The following is a 19,334-nucleotide window of genomic DNA, read 5'->3' on the forward strand; positions in this document are numbered from 1 at the left end:
GTTTTTCAGCTTTCGGCCTTTGCCGTGATACAGGACATTCAGTATGAAACGCGCGTCTACTATAACACTGTCTCTTATTGGCGCTTTTAGCGCTATCCAGATGGCCTGGGCTGTGGATTATCCGCTCCCGCCGGCCGGAAGTCGTCTTATCGGTCAAAACCAGACCTATACCGTTCAGGAGAGTGATAAAAACCTGCAAGCCATTGCGCGGCATTTTGACACCGCGGCAATGCTGATTATTGAAGCCAACAATACTATTGCTCCGGTACCCAGAGCGGGTACGGTCGTGACCATTCCGTCACAGATGCTGCTACCGGATACGCCACGGGATGGGATTGTCGTTAATCTGGCCGAATTGCGGCTTTACTATTATCCCCCAGGTAAAGGCATCGTTCAGGTCTTCCCGCTGGGGATTGGTCAACAGGGTCTTGAAACACCGGTAACAACCACCCGTATTAGCCAGAAGATCCCCAATCCCACCTGGACACCTACCGCAGGCATCCGTGCGCGTTCTCTGGCGCAAGGTATTGAATTGCCTCCTGTGGTACCCGCAGGGCCAAATAACCCTCTGGGACGCTATGCGCTGCGTTTGGGGATAGGAAACGGCGAATACCTCATACATGGTACCAGCGCGCCTGACAGCGTAGGGCTGCGTGTGAGTTCAGGGTGTATGCGGATGAATGCGGCAGACATTCAGGCGCTCTTCTCGCAGGTCAATACCGGTACACGGGTAACCATCCTTAACGAGCCGGTAAAATATGCTGTGGAGCCGGACGGACGCCACTATATCGAGGTACACAGGCCGTTATCACAAAACGTCGGTGAGGACACCCAACGGCTGCCCATCGCGTTCTCAATGAGCCTGGCGAGTACCATTGAGCAAGGCGGTGGCGACAGGGCGCTGATTGACAAGGCATTATACCGTCGCGCGGGTTATCCGGTGGCAATACCGGCCAACCAGAGCGGAAAGGTCACAACACAGAGCGTGCTGTCAGTGCAGAATCGCGGCGCTGATACAGAAGTGAATACTGAGGAGGGCGGGAAGACCGTTACGCAATAATCAGGGAAGGTAAATCACAGATAAAAAAATGGCGCACAATGTGCGCCATTTCATCACAGGTACTCTTACTTACGGTAAGAATGAGCCTGGTTATCCAGACGCTGGTTAGCGCGAGCTGCGTCGTCTTTAGCAGCCTGAACGTCGGAACGGATTGCGTTCACGTCGTTGCTCAGCTGGTCAACTTTAGCGTTCAGAGTCTGAACGTCAGAAGACAGCTGATCGATTTTAGCGTTGCTGGAGCAACCAGCCAGCAGAGTAGAACCCAGGATTACCGCGCCCAGTACCAGTTTAGTACGATTCATTATAAATACCCTCTAGATTGAGTTAATCTCCATGTAGCGTTACAAGTATTACACAAAGTTTTTTATGTTGAGAATATTTTTTTGATGGGAATCCACTTAAATTTGATCGTTCGCTCAAAGAAACACCGACTTTGAATAAAACGTTAAAAAAAGTGTGATAAAACAGCAAGCTTCCATCGGATTCATCTTAGATAATAAGCAGTTTAAATAGTGAAATCCGATTTGCTTTTTTATTCGAGGCGATTTCTGATATATAAAAAAAGCGCCCGAAGGCGCTTTTTTAAACACGAATATTCGTCCGGGTATTATTACAGGACGTGTACCGATGCTGTGTTGGTCGTGCCGCTGGAGACCAGGGCGCCGGAAACCATCACGACAACGTCGCCTTTCTGCGCCAGACCGCTCTGTACGGCCAGTTCTTTGCCCAGGCGGTAGAAATCATCAGTAGAAGCGATTTCTTCAACCAGTTGTGCGACAACGCCTTTGCTCAGCACCAGCTGACGCGCGGTCGTTTCGTTGGTCGTCAGCGCCAGGATGGTGGCATCCGGGAAGTATTTACGTACAGCACGTGCAGATTTACCGCCCTGGGTTGCTACCACGATCAGCGGAGCATCCAGTTTTTCAGCCGTTTCAACCGCACCACGGCACACCGCTTCGGTGATGCGCAGTTTACGGCTGTCGTTGTTGAAATCCAGACGGCTGGTCATGACGCGATCGGTACGTTCGCAGATGGTGGCCATGATGGTCACCGCTTCCAGCGGGTATTTACCTTTCGCAGATTCACCAGACAGCATAACGGCGTCGGTACCGTCAAGGATGGCGTTGGCAACGTCGCCCGCTTCCGCACGGGTCGGACGCGGGTTCTTGATCATAGAGTCCAGCATCTGGGTCGCAGTGATAACCACTTTGCGCGCGCGGATACATTTCTCGATCATCATTTTCTGCGCGAAGATGACTTCTTCAACCGGAATTTCTACGCCCAGGTCGCCACGAGCCACCATGATGCCGTCAGACGCTTCGAGGATTTCGTCGAAGTTATTCAGGCCTTCCTGGTTTTCGATTTTGGAGATGATCTGGATATTCTCGCCGCCGTGCGCTTTCAGGTGCTGACGAATTTCTTCAACATCAGAACGTTTGCGGATGAAAGAGGCAGCAACAAAGTCAACGCCTTGTTCGCAGCCGAAGATCAGGTCTTGTTTATCTTTTTCAGCCAGCGCCGGCAGAGCGATGGAAACGCCAGGCAGGTTCACGCCTTTGTTTTCGCCCAGGTCACCGTTGTTCAGTACTTTACAGATGACTTTGTTGCCTTCAATCGCCGTGACTTCCATGCCGATCAGGCCATCGTCAACCAGCACCGTGTTGCCAACCTGCAGATCGCTGGTGAAACCTTCGTAGGTAACTGCAACCGTTTCAGCGTTGCCGATAACTGTTTTGTCGGTGGTAAAGGTGAACGTCTGGCCCGCTTTCAGCGAAACATCGTTACCGCCTTCCAGTTTGATTGTGCGGATTTCCGGACCTTTAGTGTCCAGCAGAATCGCCGCTTTTTTACCGGTTTTGCTCATTACGTTGCGCAGGTTCTGGATGCGCTGGCCGTGCTCAGCATAGTCACCGTGAGAGAAATTCAGACGCATTACGTTCATTCCTGCGTCCAGCATTTTTGCTAACATCTCTTCGGATTCGGTTTTCGGACCGATGGTGCAAACAATTTTGGTCTTTTTCATGACAGTCTTAGTCTTTAAGTTGAGAAGGATATGGAAATCACGCTCCGGTTAGCGCGAAGCTTCGGAGTCAAACCTGTGTTGCGAAAGTTGCGATGCCACTGCCTAAGGATAGGTGACATCAAAAAAGCGTGCAGAGTAATGTGTGCCTGTGTTTCAGCCCAGCCGGGTAAGTCGTAATGTAATGGTTGAGTTTTACAGTTCAATGAGCTGAAACCATTCAAGAGTGAATAGGATGCCATTATACGATGAAAAACGAGCAAAAGGAAAATGAAAACGCTGTTTCAAAAATCATCTGGGCAGTTTCACAACGAAGTGTTATCAACGTGTTAAGTTATCACAAAATTGAATTTGCATTGTTGACGGCAAAATAAAACCTTTGCTCACAAAAAGGCAAAGGTTTGGGACGGTTTACTGACAGGGCGGCTATCGATTTATGGCAACATAGTGGCAACAAGTGCCCCGGTCTTTTGCGCCAAAAGAACCTGGCTTAACCGATTTAGCTATGGAGCCGTTGCAGCGCCTGAGCATGAACTTTGGGGCAGCCGGCCGCCAGAATATGTCCACCTGCCTCAGGGCGATCGCCGTTTAAGGTGGTTACAATACCGCCTGCCTGCTCAATAATGGGAATTAATGCCACAATATCATAGGGTTGAAGAGAGTATTCCAGGCAAAGATCAATCTGCCCGGCAGCCAGCATTGCCATGGCATAGCACTCCCCGCCATAACGTGTCATCAGCGCAGCATCGTCCAGTGCCGCAAAGTTAATTTCCGGGAAACGAGCAATGGGTTCAGGCGAGGTGATATGCAAAATCGCCCCCTCAAGCGAGAGGCCTTTGCGGGTGTTGAGCGGTGCAGTACCCTGCGGACCACTGCGCCATGACTGCCTGCCATCTGCCCAGAAACGCTCACCGGTAAATGGCTGGCTCATCATGCCCAGATGACCACGACCTTCAACGGTCAGGCCAATAAGCGTTCCCCATACCGGAATACCACACAGAAAGGGGCGGGTGCCGTCGACCGGATCCAATACCCATTGCAACGGCCCGCTTCCGGTGATTCCGAATTCTTCGCCCATAATTGAATGGTCAGGGTAACGGGTGTCAATGATGGCGCGAATGGCGCGTTCTGCCTCGCGGTCCGCATCGGTCACGGGGTCAAAGCGATAACCTTCTTTTGGTTTTGTATCCACATGCAGGTTTAATTGCGAACGAAAACGCGGCAACGTCTGTTTGTCTGCCGCATCAGCAAGTTCATGCAAAAAAGCAATATCGGGTACAGCGTGGGCCATGATTACGTCCTCATCAATAAAATTACCGTAAGTCTTCCATGCTCGTTATTGCTCGATTGTGCATCTTTATTGGTTGTGCTTCAAATCATTATCATGGTTATGTTGCGCAACCGGCAAGATACGGCGCCTGGTCTGGTGAAGTGAACATAATCGAGCGGCCACCCGTACGGTCTCGGGTCACCGGATGACAGGAAGTGCAAAGCGCGGGACATACAGTCTGTAGATACTCAAACACCAGGCGTCATGAGCGTATGTACCGTCTCAGGATGAACCCTGGTCAATCATGTCAGAACCTGGAGTGATAAAGATGACGATAAAAGTACTTGGCTATGCCGCACAATCGAGTAAAGCCCCTCTCTCACCGTACTATTTTGAGCGTCGGGATCCCCGAGCGGATGATGTGGTGATCGATATTCTGTATTGCGGTGTGTGTCACTCTGACTTACATCAGGCGCGTAATGACTGGGGGTTTAGCCAATATCCCCTGGTGCCGGGGCATGAGATCGTAGGCCGCGTCACCCGTGTAGGACCGAGTGTAAGTAAATTCAAGGCCGGAGATTTGGTGGGGATCGGCTGCATGGTGGATTCCTGTCGCGAGTGCTCCTCCTGTAAGCAGGGGCTTGAACAGTATTGCGAAGAGGGCAACATTCAGACCTACAACGGCATTGACCGACATGACCATATGCCGACCTACGGCGGTTATTCGCGCACGATTATTTGCAGTGAAGATTTCGTGTTGCGCATTCCGGAAAACCTTGATGTACAGGCTGTTGCACCGTTACTTTGCGCGGGCATTACCACCTGGTCGCCGTTGCGTCGCTGGGGGGTGAAAGCCGGTAGCAAGGTCGCGGTGATCGGGCTGGGTGGGTTAGGGCATATGGCGCTGAAACTGGCGCATGCGATGGGGGCGGAAGTCACGCTATTCACCCGTTCACCTGGCAAAGAGGCAGATGCACGGCAACTGGGTGCGCAACACGTGGTGCTGTCGACCGATCCGCAACAAATGGAGGCGGTAAAAGGGCAGTTTGAGCTTATTATCGACACCGTGCCTTATGCCCACGACATCAACCCGTATATGCCGACGTTGACGCTGGACGGCACGCTGGTGTTTGTTGGCCTGCTGGGCGATATTGAACCGGCGGTCAGCACTTTGCCGCTGATTCTGGGGCGTCGTTCCGTATCGGGGTCGTGTATCGGCGGTATTGCCGAAACGCAGGAGATGCTCGATTTCTGCGGTCAGCACAACATCACGGCAGACTCAGAAGTGATTCGTATGGACCAGATCAACGATGCCTTTGAACGTTTGCTGAAAAGCGATGTGAAATACCGGTTCGTGATCGATATGCAGACGCTATCGGACTGAGTGAGGGCATTTGACGGCAGGAAGAACCTGCCGTCTCTTATGAGTGAACCGGGTAGATTGACATCCCAGCGAGGGGGCCGTCTCAATTGACCTCCAGCACATCTAAAACGAGGTACGGGTCACCGTCAGCTCCACACTGCCATTGTTGTTGGCATACATCTGCCAGGCATCATTGGCAAAGGCATACAAATAGCCGCTCTTTTGCGGCGTAAACGTACAACCTGAACCAATGCGAAACACTTCATGAGGCAGAAAATTGGTGGCATTTTTCGGTGGCGTTTCGGGCAAGACGTCATTAGCGACCATCCCCATCAAGGCAAACCAGGGCGCGTCCTCTTCACGCCTGGTATACCAGAAATCCGCCTGATGGTTATGCGTCAGTTTTTGATATAGGACTTCGGCTTTTCCTAACAGCGAGGCGGCCATTTGTACCGCTTCTCCCGGCTGGAATTTTCCGTCATTGTTCCCCTGTGGGCCGCAGATAATGCTGCTGTCTTTCCACTCGCCACTGGCGCTCAGGCTATATGTCACGCCGCCTTCCAGATAGATCCCGGTAGCGTTCCAGTGCTCGCGGGCATAAACCTTCAGCGTTGCCTTATCGCCCGGGATTTTTAAGATCATGCCCGGCCAGTAAATGCCCTGGACTAGAGAAGGGCAGGTGTGGCGAGTCATGGCAGAAGGGTGGAAGGGTGACGCGGGGAGTTCAAAACAAGGCACATTGCGGGGGCGGGTTTTTAGCGACGCGAAGACGCCGGTTACAGAATCATGTAATTGATCGAATGCGTCAGGTTTGATCTGTTGCAGTACATCGTCACGGAATTGTAATCCCAGCGCCTGCGCTTCTTTTATCATCCATTCCAGCGCACCGTCGGCGAGGCCGCAGCGCGAATAGCCGCCACCGATATCGGAATGGACACCAGGGAACCACAGTTGAATAACATCTGCCCCGGCAGGGATATCGGTCCATAGTGTGGGGATAAAGCTTTGCCTTTTTTCATCAATAGCCATCGCGTGGCGCGCATGAAGAATATTGTGGCTCAGCGCGGTATTATGAAAACGATAGTTGTCAGGATTGTCGATAAGATTAAGTATCACCATATCGTCCGGTACGCCCAGCGCCCCGACGGTATCCCAGACGCCAATGAAATGAATCGGCAGATCGACTCCCCCTTCATATACGGGCCAGGCGGGGACTTTCGTCGTCGGATCGCGATAGTGGGCAAAAATATCGCTGACGGCAGACCAGATATCGCGCTCACTTAATCCTGCAGGGTTCAGTAACCCGCAACGGGCGATCATGCCAGACAGGCTACGGACGGTATAAGCTCCACGACTGAAGCCAAACAACCAGATGGCCGCATTGGGCTGGTAATGACGGGCCAGCCAGTTATAGGCGCTCATAATGTTATTATCCAGCCCTTCACCGGTTCCCCCGCCGACCACACGATTCCACCACCCGCCATCGGTGCCGACACCAGGGTGATAATACACCTGTTGTTCAGGCGTAACGGCCAGGGCATTACGTAATTTGACAACGTTGGTGGGAGCCGGAATTCCATTATCCATTTGATCCGGCGTGTTCCATGTGCCGTCGCAAAATACGATGAGGTGCATTTTGGATCTCCAGTTAACCGCAAGAAAAGTATGGCTAATGACGATCCAGTAATAGTGTATTGTGGCGTTTTGCGCGTATATCTTTGAAAGAAGACGCTAAGCTGCGGGTAATTTGCATTTTTACAGGTAAAACAGCGGAAATGCGTGGTAAGCGAAACGGTAAATGCTGGTGTTGCGCAAACAAACAGACGAGAAAAAGAAAGAAAAGAAACGACTGAGAATGGTGCGTCCGAGTGGACTCGAACCACCGACCCCCACCATGTCAAGGTGGTGCTCTAACCAACTGAGCTACGGACGCACTAAAGAGATGGTGCGTTCAATTGGACTCGAACCAACGACCCCCACCATGTCAAGGTGGTGCTCTAACCAACTGAGCTATGAACGCATTGTTGTGCCTGACAACGGGGACGAATATTAGCGGCAGCCTGGTAATGTGGCAAGAAGAAAATCGCGATTTTCTGCCGGAATGCAACCGACTGCGGAACTTTTATACATGAAGGGCATATTTCACTGATGTTAAAGGATAATGATTGAGCAAAATGCCTTTCCGGAGGATTGCTGTGATGATTCTCTGTACAGTGCGTGATTTTTCTTCCTTCTTTTGGCGCTACATTTGATGGCGCAAAAATCGCAACGCGCCCTGATTTTTGCTTAATGGACAGGGGTAAGCACCGATTGACCGGCAAAACAGGCCTGCAGATTATCTAATACTAATTTGATAGTGGCTTCTGCCGCCTCAGGCGTGCGCCCGGCAATGTGCGGAGTGATAATCACATTCTCTTGTGCAAGTAGCTCCGCAGGGACGTCCGGCTCACCCTCCACAACATCCAGCGCGGCACCCCCAATAGACCCCTTTTTCAGGGCATTAATTAGCGCAGACGTGTCGACCACGCTGCCTCTGGCGATATTGATGAGAAAACCGTCCGCACCGAGCGCATTGAGCACCGCGTCATCCACGAGATGTCTGGTCATTGCGCCGCCGGGAGTGGCCACCACCAGAAAGTCTGACCACTGCGCGAGGGTGACAGGTGACGGGAGATAATGCCAGGCGCAATCGGCACGCGGTGTGCGGCTGTGATAGGCCACCGACATGCTAAAACCGGCAGAAGCGCGCCGTGCTATCTGCTCACCGATATTCCCCAGTCCTAAAATCCCCAGTCTCTTGCCGGAGACCATTGGCCGCACTTGCCGGGACGCTGCCCATTCGCCGCGCCTGACCGCCGAATCAGATTGAACAATTCCCCGCGCGATTGCCATCAGCAGAGCCATTGCATGATCGGCCACGGAGGTATCATTGGTCCCCGGTCCATGGGTGATGATGATATTTCGCGCTTTCGCAGCCGATACATCGATATTTTCATACCCGGCACCCAGCGCGCAGATAATGTCGAGTTTCGGGAGTGCCGCTATCACAGCGGCGCTGAGGCCCGTTGAACCGTTGGTGAGGACGGCGCGGATGCGCTCACCGTCGTGTTCTACAGCCTGCGCGCGATCCGACGCTGTGGGGGCATAGTGTGTTTCAAAGCCCGCCGCGGCAAGCCGGGAAAGGTGCTGTGGCGCAAGTTCAATCGTAACAAGTAAAGGGATCGACATAACGGTGCCTTTCTATATCCATTGACTTTAGAGGGAGGGGCAACGCATTCAACAAACTGCCGGAGATACATAGCCTGAGAATGATCCTCATGCTACACAAAAGCAAGCGACGGTTTAGTCTGTCGCCAGACGATTGTGTGACAAAAAATCAGGTGAGATAAAACAGATAAATCAGAACCGCGCCGATAAGCAGCCAGCAGGGAAGCGAGAAATAAAAGATACTTTTTGTGTCACGGTCGGTTTTCACGACGGTCAACACGACAAATACGCTGACCAGAAGCGCGATAAAAAAAAAGGTGAGTACCTGGCTGGCGGCAATAATCTTTAACGCGGCAAACAGAAGCAGACTGGATGCAATGGTAAACAGCTTGATTTTACGTGTGAAAGCCACAAAACCCACAACAAAGTAAACTAACGCAACAATGCCAGCCATCCGGCACTCCTTTTGCTGAATTTCACGTTTAACCCGAATGTTTTGCCTGGCTAAACGAATGTAAAGCACGTCGCCGGGCAAGAAAACGTAGCCGCCTGATGACGGCTATGCTGATATTAGCGCGCCGCGCGCTGCAAAATAATAGACGACGGCTGGCGCTGCAGGAAACGCATTCTGAGCATCATCAAAATAGCGGCGGAGGTCAGCCCGATGATAAAGCCCATCCAGAAGCCCGCCGGCCCCATCCGATCGACCACCAGATCGGTTAACGCCAGTACATAACCTGACGGCAAGCCCAGCACCCAGTAGGCGGTGAAAGTAATAAAGAAGATAGAGCGCGTATCTTTATAACCGCGCAGAATCCCGCTGCCGATGACCTGAATAGAATCGGATATCTGGTACAAACCTGCCAGCAACATCAATTGCGAGGCCAGCGTCACCACCTCCGGATTATCGTTATAAAGCAGCGCGATATGTTCGCGCAGCGCAACGGTAAAGATAGCGGTCAGTACTGCCATGCACACGCCCACGCCAAGGCCGGTATGTGCGGCCGTTTGCGCATCGAGCGTGGAACCTTGTCCCAGGCGAAAGCCGACACGAATCGTGACGGCGGCGGCGAGCGACATCGGCAAGACAAACATCAGCGAACTAAAATTAAGGGCGATCTGGTGCCCTGCGACATCCACAATCCCCAACGGCGAAACCAGCAGGGCCACGACGGCAAACAGCGTCACTTCGAAAAAGAGCGCCAGCGCAATAGGCAGACCAAGCTGTACCAGACGTTTCAGTACGCTCAGATCCGGTTTGCCTGAGTGCGTTTCACTGCGGATATCGCGCAGGGAGCCCGCACGTTTCACGTACGAAAGCATGGCAATAAACATTACCCAGTAGACCGATGCCGTTGCCACCCCGCAACCAACGCCACCCAGCTCCGGCATGCCGAAGTGACCATAAATAAAGACGTAGTTAACAGGAATGTTCACCAGCAGGCCGAGGAACCCCATCACCATCCCGGGTTTGGTTTTCGCCAGCCCCTCACACTGATTACGTACGACCTGAAAGAACAGATAGCCCGGTGCGCCCCACAGCAGGGCGCGTAAATAACCCACGGCTTTATCCGCCAGTTGCGGATCGATGTCATGCATGGCGTGAATAATATAACCGGCGTTCCACAGCACGATCATTATCAGGATCGACACCGCAGCGGCAAGCCAGAAGCCCTGGCGTACCTGGTGCGCAATACGTTCGCGGCGTCCGGAACCGTTAAGTTGCGCAACAGTCGGAGTCAACGCCAGCAACAATCCATGACCAAAAAGGATGGCGGGCAGCCAGATAGAGGTACCAATGGCGACGGCAGCCATATCGGTGGCGCTGTATCCGCCAGCCATGACAGTATCAACGAACCCCATTGCGGTTTGGGCGATCTGCGCGAGGATCACCGGAATAGCCAGAGCCAGCAACTGGCGCGCTTCTGTAAAGTACTTCTGCACTGAAAACACCTTGGTATAGTTGTTATATGCGATGAACGTTCAATTCATTAAAAAAGAATATAGATGTGTCTTCTGGTCCGGGACACTGCGGGGATGGTCAGAAATCCAGCATAGCGTTAAGCATTGCGATCAAATCCTTGTTCATTTTGCTTGTCAGTTTGAGTAAACCATTCGGGCTATCATGGGCCCCTCTGGTCGGTTGTTAATAAAGGAACGTCGCCGGGGAAAACCAGCGCGAAAAATGTGTCGGGGGACGGTATCGTGTGCCCGAAAAGTATCGTCGTCTCCCGTCAGTGCCGGGATATTAACGCGAAGCGGTTGTTTCTTTATTCTGCTATCGAGGTTACCGACAAATCTTACAGGTTGTTACCTGTTTTTGCCACGTTAACGATAAGCGATCATTATCCGTCCCACTGTTTTTAGCAGGGGGAGGCGGCGCGCCAGTTCGCTTACCCTCTGAGCCAGACATCTAAAAAGAGAGGCTGAACATCATGGAATCTCACGCGGCAAAGCACATTCTTTCGCTCTACGAAAGGCATGCTGATGAGTTCGCCAGGCTGCGACCTCGCGATCTGTTCGAAAAAAAGTGGCTGGACAAGTTTATACAGCGACTTCGTCCGCGCGGGCATATTCTGGATATCGGCTGCGGGAACGGTAAACCCATCGCGGAGTATTTTATTGCTGGCGGCTTTACGCTAACGGGCGTGGATGGCTCAGCGGCGATGATTGCACAGGCGCAAACGCATTTCCCGGCGCAACGCTGGATCCACCGGGACATGCGGCACCTGACGATGGATGAGACATTTGATGGTCTGATAGCCTGGGACAGTTTTTTTCATCTGACCCAGAATGACCAACGTGCCATGTTTCCCCGGTTTGCTGCACTTAGCCACCCGGGGAGTGCATTGATGTTTACCAGCGGCACGTCGAATGGCACCGCGATGGGGACGTTTGCAGGCGAGCCGCTATATCACGCGAGTCTGGCACCCGAGGAATACCGTGAGATTCTGGCGCAACATGGGTTCACCGTTGTCGATGTGCAGTTTGAGGATCCGGAATGTGGTTATCACTCTATCTGGCTGTGTAAAAAAGTAAATTGAGATGATCCTGTGGTTTTATACCTCAGTCGCCATCATCCGCCCCGCGAGGCTGGCAACATGATTTTCCTCCTGTTATTGTGCGTTTAGAAAACGGCGGTGCCGTAAATGACATACAGGAGTGGTAGGCATGTTTACTGGTATTGTACAGGGCACGGCAAAACTGGTGTCCATCGATGATAAGCCCAATTTCCGTACTCACGTCGTCGAGCTACCGGATCATATGCTGGAAGGGCTTGAGACGGGAGCCTCTGTCGCAAACAACGGTTGCTGTCTGACGGTCACGGATATTAATGGCAGCCATATCAGTTTTGACTTGATGAAAGAGACGCTGCGCATCACTAATCTGGGTGAGCTGGCGGTCGGTGACGCAGTCAACGTTGAGCGTGCGGCAAAATTCAGTGACGAGATTGGCGGACATTTAATGTCGGGTCATATTATGACCACCGCCGAAATCGTTAAAATCCTGACTTCCGAGAATAACCGTCAGATCTGGTTTAAGGTACAGGATCCGGCGCTGATGAAATACATCCTCTATAAAGGTTTTATTGGTATTGATGGCATCAGCCTGACGGTAGGCGAAGTGACGCCAACGCGTTTTTGCGTGCATTTGATCCCGGAAACCCTGCAGCGCACCACGCTTGGCAGTAAAAAATTGGGCCATCGCGTGAATATCGAAATTGATCCGCAAACGCAGGCGGTCGTTGATACCGTGGAACGTGTGCTGGCGGCAAAAGAGGCGGCGGCAGTCATGGTCAGTAACGACGAATAAGTCCGTAAAAATAGTAATAAGGAGAATATGTACGTGTTCTCCTTTTTTATGCCATCAGAAAATGGCTAAGCGTCGGTTGAGTGCTGCACGGTTCAGACAGAAAGAAAAAACCCCGCGAAAGCGGGGTCGGTTGTTAGCGTGCTACGCGAAGTCCGTGTTCAATACCCCGGCTAAATACCACCTGCCAGAGTTGAATATCCCGCGCACGGAAAGCGCCTGCGCAGGCGTTCAGGTAGTAACTGAACATACGTTTAAACCGTTCGGAATAGTTATCGGCGATGTCTGGCCAACTGGCGAGGAAGCGTTCATGCCAGGCCATCAACGTTTTATCGTAGTCTGCGCCGAAATTATGCCAGTCTTCCATCACGAAATGAGATTCACTGGCATTCGCTATCTGCCGTACTGACGGAAGGCAACCATTGGGGAAGATATAGCGGTCAATCCACGGATCCACATTATGATCGGTGCGCCGTGAGCCAATGGTATGCAGCAGGAAAAGACCATCCGGTTTAAGATTACGGTCAACGACCGTGAAATACGTGTCGTAATTTTTTGGACCGACATGCTCGAACATACCGACAGAGACGATGCGGTCGAACTGATCGTTCAGATCGCGATAATCCTGCAGGCGAATATCGACATCCAGCCCCATGCACCGCTGTTGCGCCAGTTTTTGTTGTTCGGCAGAAATCGTGACACCCACGACGCTTACCGCGTAATTCTGCGCCATAAATTGCGCCAGGCCGCCCCAGCCACAGCCAATATCCAGCACGCGCATCCCTGGCTTGAGTTGCAGTTTTTCGCAAATCAGGCGTAGTTTGGCAATTTGCGCGTCTTCAAGGCGTTCAGCCTCTTTCCAGTAGGCGCAAGAGTATTGCATCTGTGGGTCCAGCATGCGGGTAAAAAGATCGTTGCCCAGGTCGTAATGTTCTTTGCCGACGATCCATGCGCGTTTTTTGGATTGCAGGTTAAAGAGTCTTGCTCCGGCGATACGCAGGGTATCTTTCAAATGGCGAGGGAGCTGTTTTTCCAGCCCGGCACGCAAGACTTTCGTAAAAAACACGTCCAGCCGGTCACATTCCCACCAGCCGTCCATATAACTTTCCCCCAGCCCGAGCGAACCCTCCTGCAAAACGCGTTTAAAAAAATCAGGGTTTTTAACCTGAATATCAGATGCCGACGGTCCATTTACCTGGATACCGGCGCGGCTCAGCAACTCGTTTGCGATACGGAACCAGTTATCATCCCGTACGCTAACCTCTTCTATACACGATGAACTCATAACTTCTCCACCACCAGCAAGTGATCAGAACCTTAAAAGAGCGTAGACGCTTTTTGAGGTATGTGAGAAATCTCACGGTTTGCGCCGTGAGGCTGATATCCGACGTAGAACAGAGGAAGGGAGATGCCCCTTGCCAGAAAGGCCTTCCATGGTCGTACGGGAGCACTCCGGCTCCCGTTAATACATAATATTTATCGTATTTGTAACTAGCCGGAAAAGAGTATAGGCCTCAAAATCCGGTGATACAACAGAAAACTGTTAGCAAGCTAATCACTAAACTGTAACATAGTCGCTCGTGAAACTACGCATGCGAAGACGATTCACTGACCTCATCTGCATGATAACTCTCACTTTCCTGGCGTTGCATACGGTAGCCAAAAGCAACCAGAATGACCGTCGACAGCATCACACTGGTGGTGGCAAGCAGAGGGTGGGCAATGAACCCCGAGACCACCAGACTTGCAACAAAACAGAGCCCCAGTTGCAGTGTATTCTGCAAGGCAGCCGCCCTGCCGGTAGCCTGCGGGAAGGGACGCAGCGCCTGAGCCACCACGATCGGATAAATGGCGCCATTTGCCATCGCCATCAGACAGAAGGGGATCAACAGGGCGGTCAGCGAGGCGCCAGGCAATAGCCCCACCCCCCAGGTTGCCGCAACGCTCAATGCGAAGGCCAGCAGCAACCACGGTAATAAACGGGCGCCAGCCCATTTTTGCAATGCGGCACGACAGCCGTAACCCCCGACCAGAAAGGCGATGGTTTGCGGCACATAACTCAGACCGATCACAGCGGGGCCGTATCCCATCTCATGAAGAATAAACGGTGAACCGGTAAGCCAGGCGAAAAAGCTGGCTGAGCAGGCGGCATAAATCAGCACGTTGCCGCGATAGGCTTTATCGCGCAGCAGCGCGGCGAAAGTCAGCGCCTGTGTGGTTTGTGCAGGGAGTTGTGCGCCACGGCGCAGACGCAGCGCCGGAAGCATCAATATGACGGTTATCATAAATAATGTGGCGAAGATTGCCTGCCAGGAGAAGTGCGCCAGAATCCAGCTGCCAAGCAGAGGCGCGAGGGCAGGAGATAAACCCACCAGCGGCATGATAGTGGCAAAAATGCGATTTGTTCGCTGCGCCGGATAATGATCCGTCACCAGTGCCTGCCAGGTCACGGCAGCCGCACAAACGCCGACGGCCTGGATAAAACGCAGCACCAGCAACCATACTGCGTTCTGCACCCACAGCATGCCGAGGCAGCCGACGGCGAAAATGGCCAGTCCGCTGAGCAAAACAGGTTTACGACCATAGCGATCCGACAGCGGACCCCATACCAGTTGGGCAACGGCAAAGCCGGCAAGGAACAGGCTCAGCGTCGCGCTGACCGCGGCGGCAGACGTATTTAAATCTTGCTGAATGTCGGCGAACGCCGGCAGGTACATATCGGTGGCCAGAAAGCCCAGTACGCTTAAGCCCGCGAGCCAGACTAAAAATCCTTTTCCAGGTTGCATGGCAGATCTCTTTTTGTGGCAGGTAAACAGGGCTCCAGAGTCTAAGGAGTGCAAGTCAGCTTGTGAAACGCTAATATTTGTCCGGTGGTTTCAAAATTTTTGCAGGCAGATTATGTGGTCAGAATATTCCCTTGAAGTGGTTGATGCCGTGGCCCGAAATGGCAGCTTTAGCGGTGCGGCGCAGGAGTTACATCGTGTGCCTTCTGCGGTCAGCTATACCGTACGTCAACTTGAAGAGTGGCTGGCGGTGCCGTTGTTTGAACGACGTCATCGGGATGTCGAATTGACGCCCGCTGGCGTGTGGTTTTTGAAAGAGGGTCGTTCTGTTATCAAAAAAATGCAGATCACCCGTCAACAGTGTCAGCAAATTGCCAACGGCTGGCGGGGGCAGTTATCCATCGCCGTTGATAACATCGTTAAACCGGAACGTACGCGGCAGATGATTGTCGATTTCTATCGCCATTTTAGCGATGTCGAACTGCTGGTTTCCCAGGAGGTGTTTAACGGTGTGTGGGATGCCCTGGCCGATGGACGTGTTGAACTGGCTATCGGCGCAACCCAGGCGATCCCGGTCGGGGGTCGTTATACCTTTCGCGATATGGGCATGTTGAGCTGGAAATGCGTGGTCGCTCGCCATCATCCGCTGGCGGCGATGGCATCGCCGCTCAGTGATGATACGTTACGGAACTGGCCATCTCTGGTACGCGAAGATACCTCCCGTTCGCTGCCTAAACGCATCACCTGGCTTTTGGATAATCAGAAGCGGGTCGTCGCGCCTGACTGGGAATCATCTGCGGCCTGCTTGTCTGCCGGGCTGTGTATCGGGATGGTGCCTGCGCATTTCGCCCGACCGTGGATTGATCGCGGTGAGTGGGTTGCGCTGGCACTCGAAAATCCTTTCCCGGACGCCGCCTGTTGTCTGACCTGGCAGCAGAATGACGCTTCACCGGCGCTGAGCTGGTTACTGGATTATCTGGGCGACAGCGAAACGCTGAACAGGGAATGGCTGCGGGAGCAGGAATGAACTGCTCCCGGCAGGATCAACGGCGATAGTCGCGGAAAGGACCGTCGGCAACCGAGCGGCGTTCAATCAGGCGTGGATGCACTTCAATAGACTGCGACTCTTCACGCTTGTTTACTATGCGGTCCAACAGCATGTTAAACGCGGTTTCACCCAGCGAGTCTTTCGGTTGGTGGATAGTCGTCAGTGAAGGGGTAAAGAAACGTGAATTGCGCACATTATCATAACCGATCACCGAAATATCCTGCGGCACGCGCAGACCCATTTCATCGGCCGCGCACAACGCGCCCATCGCCATAATGTCACCACCGCAGAATACCGCGGTCGGGCGAGAAGACTGGGTCAATATCTGTTGCATTGCACGATAGCCAGACTCCGGCTCAAAATCACCCTGCACAATCCAGCTTTCCGGTACGGTGATGTGGGCCTCTTCCATCGCTTTCATAAAGCCGCTAAGACGACCCGCGCCCGTGTTGCGCTCTAATGGCCCAGGGATAACGCCAATCTCGCGATGGCCCCGTTCAATCAGGTAACGACCAGCCATATAGCCGCCGGCAAAGGCGTTATCGATTACCGTATCGGTAAAATCGGCTTTTGCTTCACCCCAGTCCATTACCACCATAGGAATGTGGCGATACTCTTCCAGCATGCTGAGTAGCGATTCCGGATATTCAGAACACATGACCAGCAGGCCATCGACACGTTTTTGCGCCATCATGGACAGATAGGCGCGCTGTTTTTCCAGGTTGTTCCAGGCATTGCCGAGAATAAGGGTGTAGCCTTTCTGGAAACAATTTTTCTCGACTGCTTCAATGATCTCGGCGAAATAAGCCGCTTCGCTACTGGTCGCCAGCAAGCCAATAGATTTGGTGTGATTAACTTTCAAACTGCGGGCAACCGCGCTGGGAGAGTAGTGTAACTCTTTAATCGCTGCCCAGACCGCGTTACGCGTCTCTTCTGCAACGAAACGCGTCTTGTTAATTACATGTGATACGGTTGTGGTGGAAACGTTTGCTCGCTTCGCTACGTCTTTAATCGTTGCCATCAGATCTTACTCCAGACCATATCGTAAACTCCTGATAATACATAAGGTAAACGTTTGCCTTCCATCACCCTGTACCCATAGAAGGGATTGCAATACGCCGGGAAAAAGACACTGGACGTCAGGAGGGGAGTCAATGGCCGGTACGCTAATAAATTTAGCGTCGAATTTTGTCTGATCTTGGCCAAAAGGGGAAGTGCTAAAACGTGTATCACTCTAAATCCTGCAAGATTTTTACGTTTATTTGTGCAAAAATGCGTTACATCACTTTTTGTGTGGGAATTAATAAGGAGAAAAATTGATGAGCACCGACCTGAAGTTTTCTTTAGTAACTACCGTAATTGTACTTGCTCTGATTGTTGCTGGCGGACTGACTGCCGCACTGCATTGATTTATCCCGGGGGAGAGCCCTCTTTCCCCCGTCTCTCTCCCCGATTGTCATCAAATTGGCAATAGTCTTTTCCCATTTCGCTAACTTCTGTTTTTTGTGATTAATGTCATACTTTTGACTTCTGTGACGGTGTCGCGCGTCGACACGGCAATTCCGGAGTCTATTTATGAAGATCAATTTCCCACTGCTTGCCCTGGCGATTGGCGCTTTCGGCATCGGTACGACCGAATTTTCACCCATGGGGTTACTCCCCGTTATCGCCCAGGGCGTGGATGTCTCGATCCCGGCAGCGGGTATGCTTATTAGCGCCTATGCCATTGGCGTCATGGTTGGCGCACCGTTAATGACGTTGCTGCTTTCACATCGGGGGCGACGTAATGCGCTGGTATTTCTGATGGCGATTTTTACCCTCGGGAACGTACTGTCGGCGCTTTCACCTGATTACACAACATTAATGCTCTCGCGGATCATTACCAGTCTGAACCATGGCGCTTTCTTTGGGCTTGGTTCTGTGGTGGCCGCAAGCGTGGTGGCAAAAGAAAAACAGGCCAGCGCAGTGGCCACTATGTTTATGGGGCTGACTATCGCCAATATCGGCGGTGTGCCTGCAGCAACCTGGCTGGGCGGGGCGATTGGCTGGCGCATGTCGTTCCTTGCCACTGCGGGGCTGGGTATCATAGCTATGGTCAGTCTCTACTTTTCATTGCCGAAAGGTCGCGCCGGTGAACGTCCTGATGTGCGCAAAGAACTGGCAGTATTAATGCGTCCTCAGGTGGTTTCCGCGTTGCTGACGACGGTTCTGGGGGCCGGGGCGATGTTCACGCTTTATACCTACATTTCACCGGTACTGCACCGTATTACCGATGCCACGCCTGCGTTTATCACCGCAATGCTGGTACTGGTGGGCGTTGGATTCTCCATCGGCAACTACCTTGGCGGTAAGCTGGCCGACCGCTCGGTTACGGCGACCCTGAAAGGCTTCTTGCTGCTGTTGATTGTGATTATGGCTGCTATTCCCTGGCTGGCGCGCAGTGAAATCGGTGCGGCAATCAGTATGGTTATCTGGGGCGCGGCAACCTTCGCGGTGGTGCCTCCGTTGCAGATGCGTGTTATGCGCGTGGCGCATGAAGCCCCGGGCCTGTCATCATCTGTCAATATCGGTGCATTTAACCTGGGCAATGCGCTGGGGGCAGCGGCAGGGGGCGCGGTGATTTCGGGTGGACTGGGATATACCGTCGTGCCGGTAACCGGGGCGATTATCGCGGGGATGGCGCTACTGCTGGTGTTGCTTTCCGGTAGAACGAATGCAGAGCGCACCTGCACAGCGGCGGAATAAAAAAACAGGAGGGTTTCCCCTCCTGATG

18 protein-coding genes and 2 tRNA genes are annotated in these 19,334 nt (G+C 52.6%); 7 read left to right on the forward strand and 13 right to left on the reverse strand.

Annotated features, from left to right (window positions below):
- Window positions 1-43 precede the first annotated feature (43 nt).
- Entirely contained in the window at window positions 44-1,060 is a 1,017-nt protein-coding gene (gene ldtE, locus L2097_RS04740) for a L,D-transpeptidase LdtE (RefSeq protein WP_047370015.1), read from the forward strand.
- 65 nt (window positions 1,061-1,125) lie between these two features.
- Here the strand turns inward: ldtE and L2097_RS04745 are convergent, their stop codons facing one another.
- From L2097_RS04745 to L2097_RS04755, 4 genes are all read right to left on the reverse strand, one after another.
- Complete coding sequence (locus L2097_RS04745; protein ID WP_007374746.1) at window positions 1,126-1,362, reverse strand: major outer membrane lipoprotein; 237 nt, start codon at window positions 1,360-1,362, stop codon at window positions 1,126-1,128.
- Between the two features lie 308 nt (window positions 1,363-1,670).
- Entirely contained in the window at window positions 1,671-3,083 is a 1,413-nt protein-coding gene (gene pykF / locus L2097_RS04750; RefSeq protein WP_047370016.1) for a pyruvate kinase PykF, read from the reverse strand.
- Between the two features lie 14 nt (window positions 3,084-3,097).
- Window positions 3,098-3,322: a protein YnhH gene (gene ynhH / locus L2097_RS25865; protein ID WP_425503335.1), complete on the reverse strand. Its 225-nt coding sequence runs from the start codon at window positions 3,320-3,322 to the stop codon at window positions 3,098-3,100.
- 257 nt (window positions 3,323-3,579) lie between these two features.
- Window positions 3,580-4,371 (reverse strand): inositol monophosphatase family protein, encoded by a 792-nt coding sequence (locus L2097_RS04755; protein ID WP_250352227.1) that lies wholly within the window; start codon window positions 4,369-4,371, stop codon window positions 3,580-3,582.
- Between the two features lie 307 nt (window positions 4,372-4,678).
- Between L2097_RS04755 and L2097_RS04760 the strand changes: the two genes are divergently transcribed.
- Entirely contained in the window at window positions 4,679-5,734 is a 1,056-nt protein-coding gene (locus L2097_RS04760) for an NAD(P)-dependent alcohol dehydrogenase (protein WP_142518195.1), read from the forward strand.
- 102 nt (window positions 5,735-5,836) lie between these two features.
- On the opposite strand, the gene L2097_RS04765 is transcribed toward L2097_RS04760, so the two are convergent.
- From L2097_RS04765 to mdtK, 6 genes are all read right to left on the reverse strand, one after another.
- Window positions 5,837-7,348 carry a T6SS phospholipase effector Tle1-like catalytic domain-containing protein gene (locus L2097_RS04765; protein ID WP_250352228.1) on the reverse strand — a complete coding sequence of 504 codons (1,512 nt, stop codon included), beginning with the start codon at window positions 7,346-7,348 and terminating at the stop codon, window positions 5,837-5,839.
- Between the two features lie 221 nt (window positions 7,349-7,569).
- A tRNA-Val gene (locus tag L2097_RS04770) sits at window positions 7,570-7,646 on the reverse strand.
- A 10-nt stretch (window positions 7,647-7,656) separates the two neighbouring features.
- Window positions 7,657-7,733: transfer RNA gene (locus tag L2097_RS04775), tRNA-Val, on the reverse strand.
- A gap of 266 nt (window positions 7,734-7,999) precedes the next feature.
- The gene (locus tag L2097_RS04780) at window positions 8,000-8,941 is read right to left on the reverse strand and encodes a 2-hydroxyacid dehydrogenase (RefSeq protein WP_250352229.1); all 942 of its coding nucleotides are present in this window, start codon (window positions 8,939-8,941) and stop codon (window positions 8,000-8,002) included.
- 148 nt (window positions 8,942-9,089) lie between these two features.
- The gene (locus L2097_RS04785; RefSeq protein ID WP_250352230.1) at window positions 9,090-9,374 is read right to left on the reverse strand and encodes a hypothetical protein; all 285 of its coding nucleotides are present in this window, start codon (window positions 9,372-9,374) and stop codon (window positions 9,090-9,092) included.
- 116 nt (window positions 9,375-9,490) lie between these two features.
- Window positions 9,491-10,864: an MdtK family multidrug efflux MATE transporter gene (gene mdtK / locus L2097_RS04790; protein ID WP_047370021.1), complete on the reverse strand. Its 1,374-nt coding sequence runs from the start codon at window positions 10,862-10,864 to the stop codon at window positions 9,491-9,493.
- Window positions 10,865-11,355: 491 nt separating this feature from the next.
- Here mdtK and L2097_RS04795 point away from each other — a divergent pair, with 491 nt between their 5' ends.
- Both L2097_RS04795 and L2097_RS04800 read left to right on the forward strand, forming a co-directional pair.
- On the forward strand, window positions 11,356-11,964 hold the full coding sequence (locus L2097_RS04795) for a class I SAM-dependent DNA methyltransferase (RefSeq protein ID WP_250352231.1): 609 nt from the start codon (window positions 11,356-11,358) through the stop codon (window positions 11,962-11,964).
- Between the two features lie 127 nt (window positions 11,965-12,091).
- Window positions 12,092-12,733 carry a riboflavin synthase subunit alpha gene (locus L2097_RS04800; protein WP_103279168.1) on the forward strand — a complete coding sequence of 214 codons (642 nt, stop codon included), beginning with the start codon at window positions 12,092-12,094 and terminating at the stop codon, window positions 12,731-12,733.
- 133 nt (window positions 12,734-12,866) lie between these two features.
- Here the strand turns inward: L2097_RS04800 and cfa are convergent, their stop codons facing one another.
- Together cfa and punC are read right to left on the reverse strand one after the other, a co-directional pair.
- Window positions 12,867-14,015: a cyclopropane fatty acyl phospholipid synthase gene (gene cfa / locus L2097_RS04805; protein ID WP_085007293.1), complete on the reverse strand. Its 1,149-nt coding sequence runs from the start codon at window positions 14,013-14,015 to the stop codon at window positions 12,867-12,869.
- A gap of 301 nt (window positions 14,016-14,316) precedes the next feature.
- Window positions 14,317-15,516, reverse strand: coding sequence for a purine nucleoside transporter PunC (gene punC, locus L2097_RS04810; RefSeq protein WP_250352232.1), 1,200 nt, complete (start codon window positions 15,514-15,516; stop codon window positions 14,317-14,319).
- Between the two features lie 112 nt (window positions 15,517-15,628).
- Between punC and punR the strand changes: the two genes are divergently transcribed.
- Window positions 15,629-16,540, forward strand: a complete 912-nt coding sequence (gene punR / locus L2097_RS04815) for a DNA-binding transcriptional activator PunR (RefSeq protein ID WP_047370026.1) — start codon at window positions 15,629-15,631, stop codon at window positions 16,538-16,540.
- Window positions 16,541-16,556: 16 nt separating this feature from the next.
- On the opposite strand, the gene purR is transcribed toward punR, so the two are convergent.
- Entirely contained in the window at window positions 16,557-17,582 is a 1,026-nt protein-coding gene (gene purR, locus L2097_RS04820) for an HTH-type transcriptional repressor PurR (protein WP_047370027.1), read from the reverse strand.
- 298 nt (window positions 17,583-17,880) lie between these two features.
- Between purR and cydH the strand changes: the two genes are divergently transcribed.
- Together cydH and L2097_RS04830 are read left to right on the forward strand one after the other, a co-directional pair.
- Window positions 17,881-17,970, forward strand: a complete 90-nt coding sequence (gene cydH / locus L2097_RS04825; RefSeq protein ID WP_090086635.1) for a cytochrome bd-I oxidase subunit CydH — start codon at window positions 17,881-17,883, stop codon at window positions 17,968-17,970.
- Between the two features lie 166 nt (window positions 17,971-18,136).
- Entirely contained in the window at window positions 18,137-19,306 is a 1,170-nt protein-coding gene (locus L2097_RS04830) for an MFS transporter (RefSeq protein ID WP_047370028.1), read from the forward strand.
- The last annotated feature ends 28 nt before the right edge of the window (window positions 19,307-19,334 follow it).

Origin of the sequence: Citrobacter sp. MNAZ 1397 (genome assembly GCF_023613995.1) — a bacterium.
Classification (GTDB): domain Bacteria; phylum Pseudomonadota; class Gammaproteobacteria; order Enterobacterales; family Enterobacteriaceae; genus Phytobacter; species Phytobacter ursingii.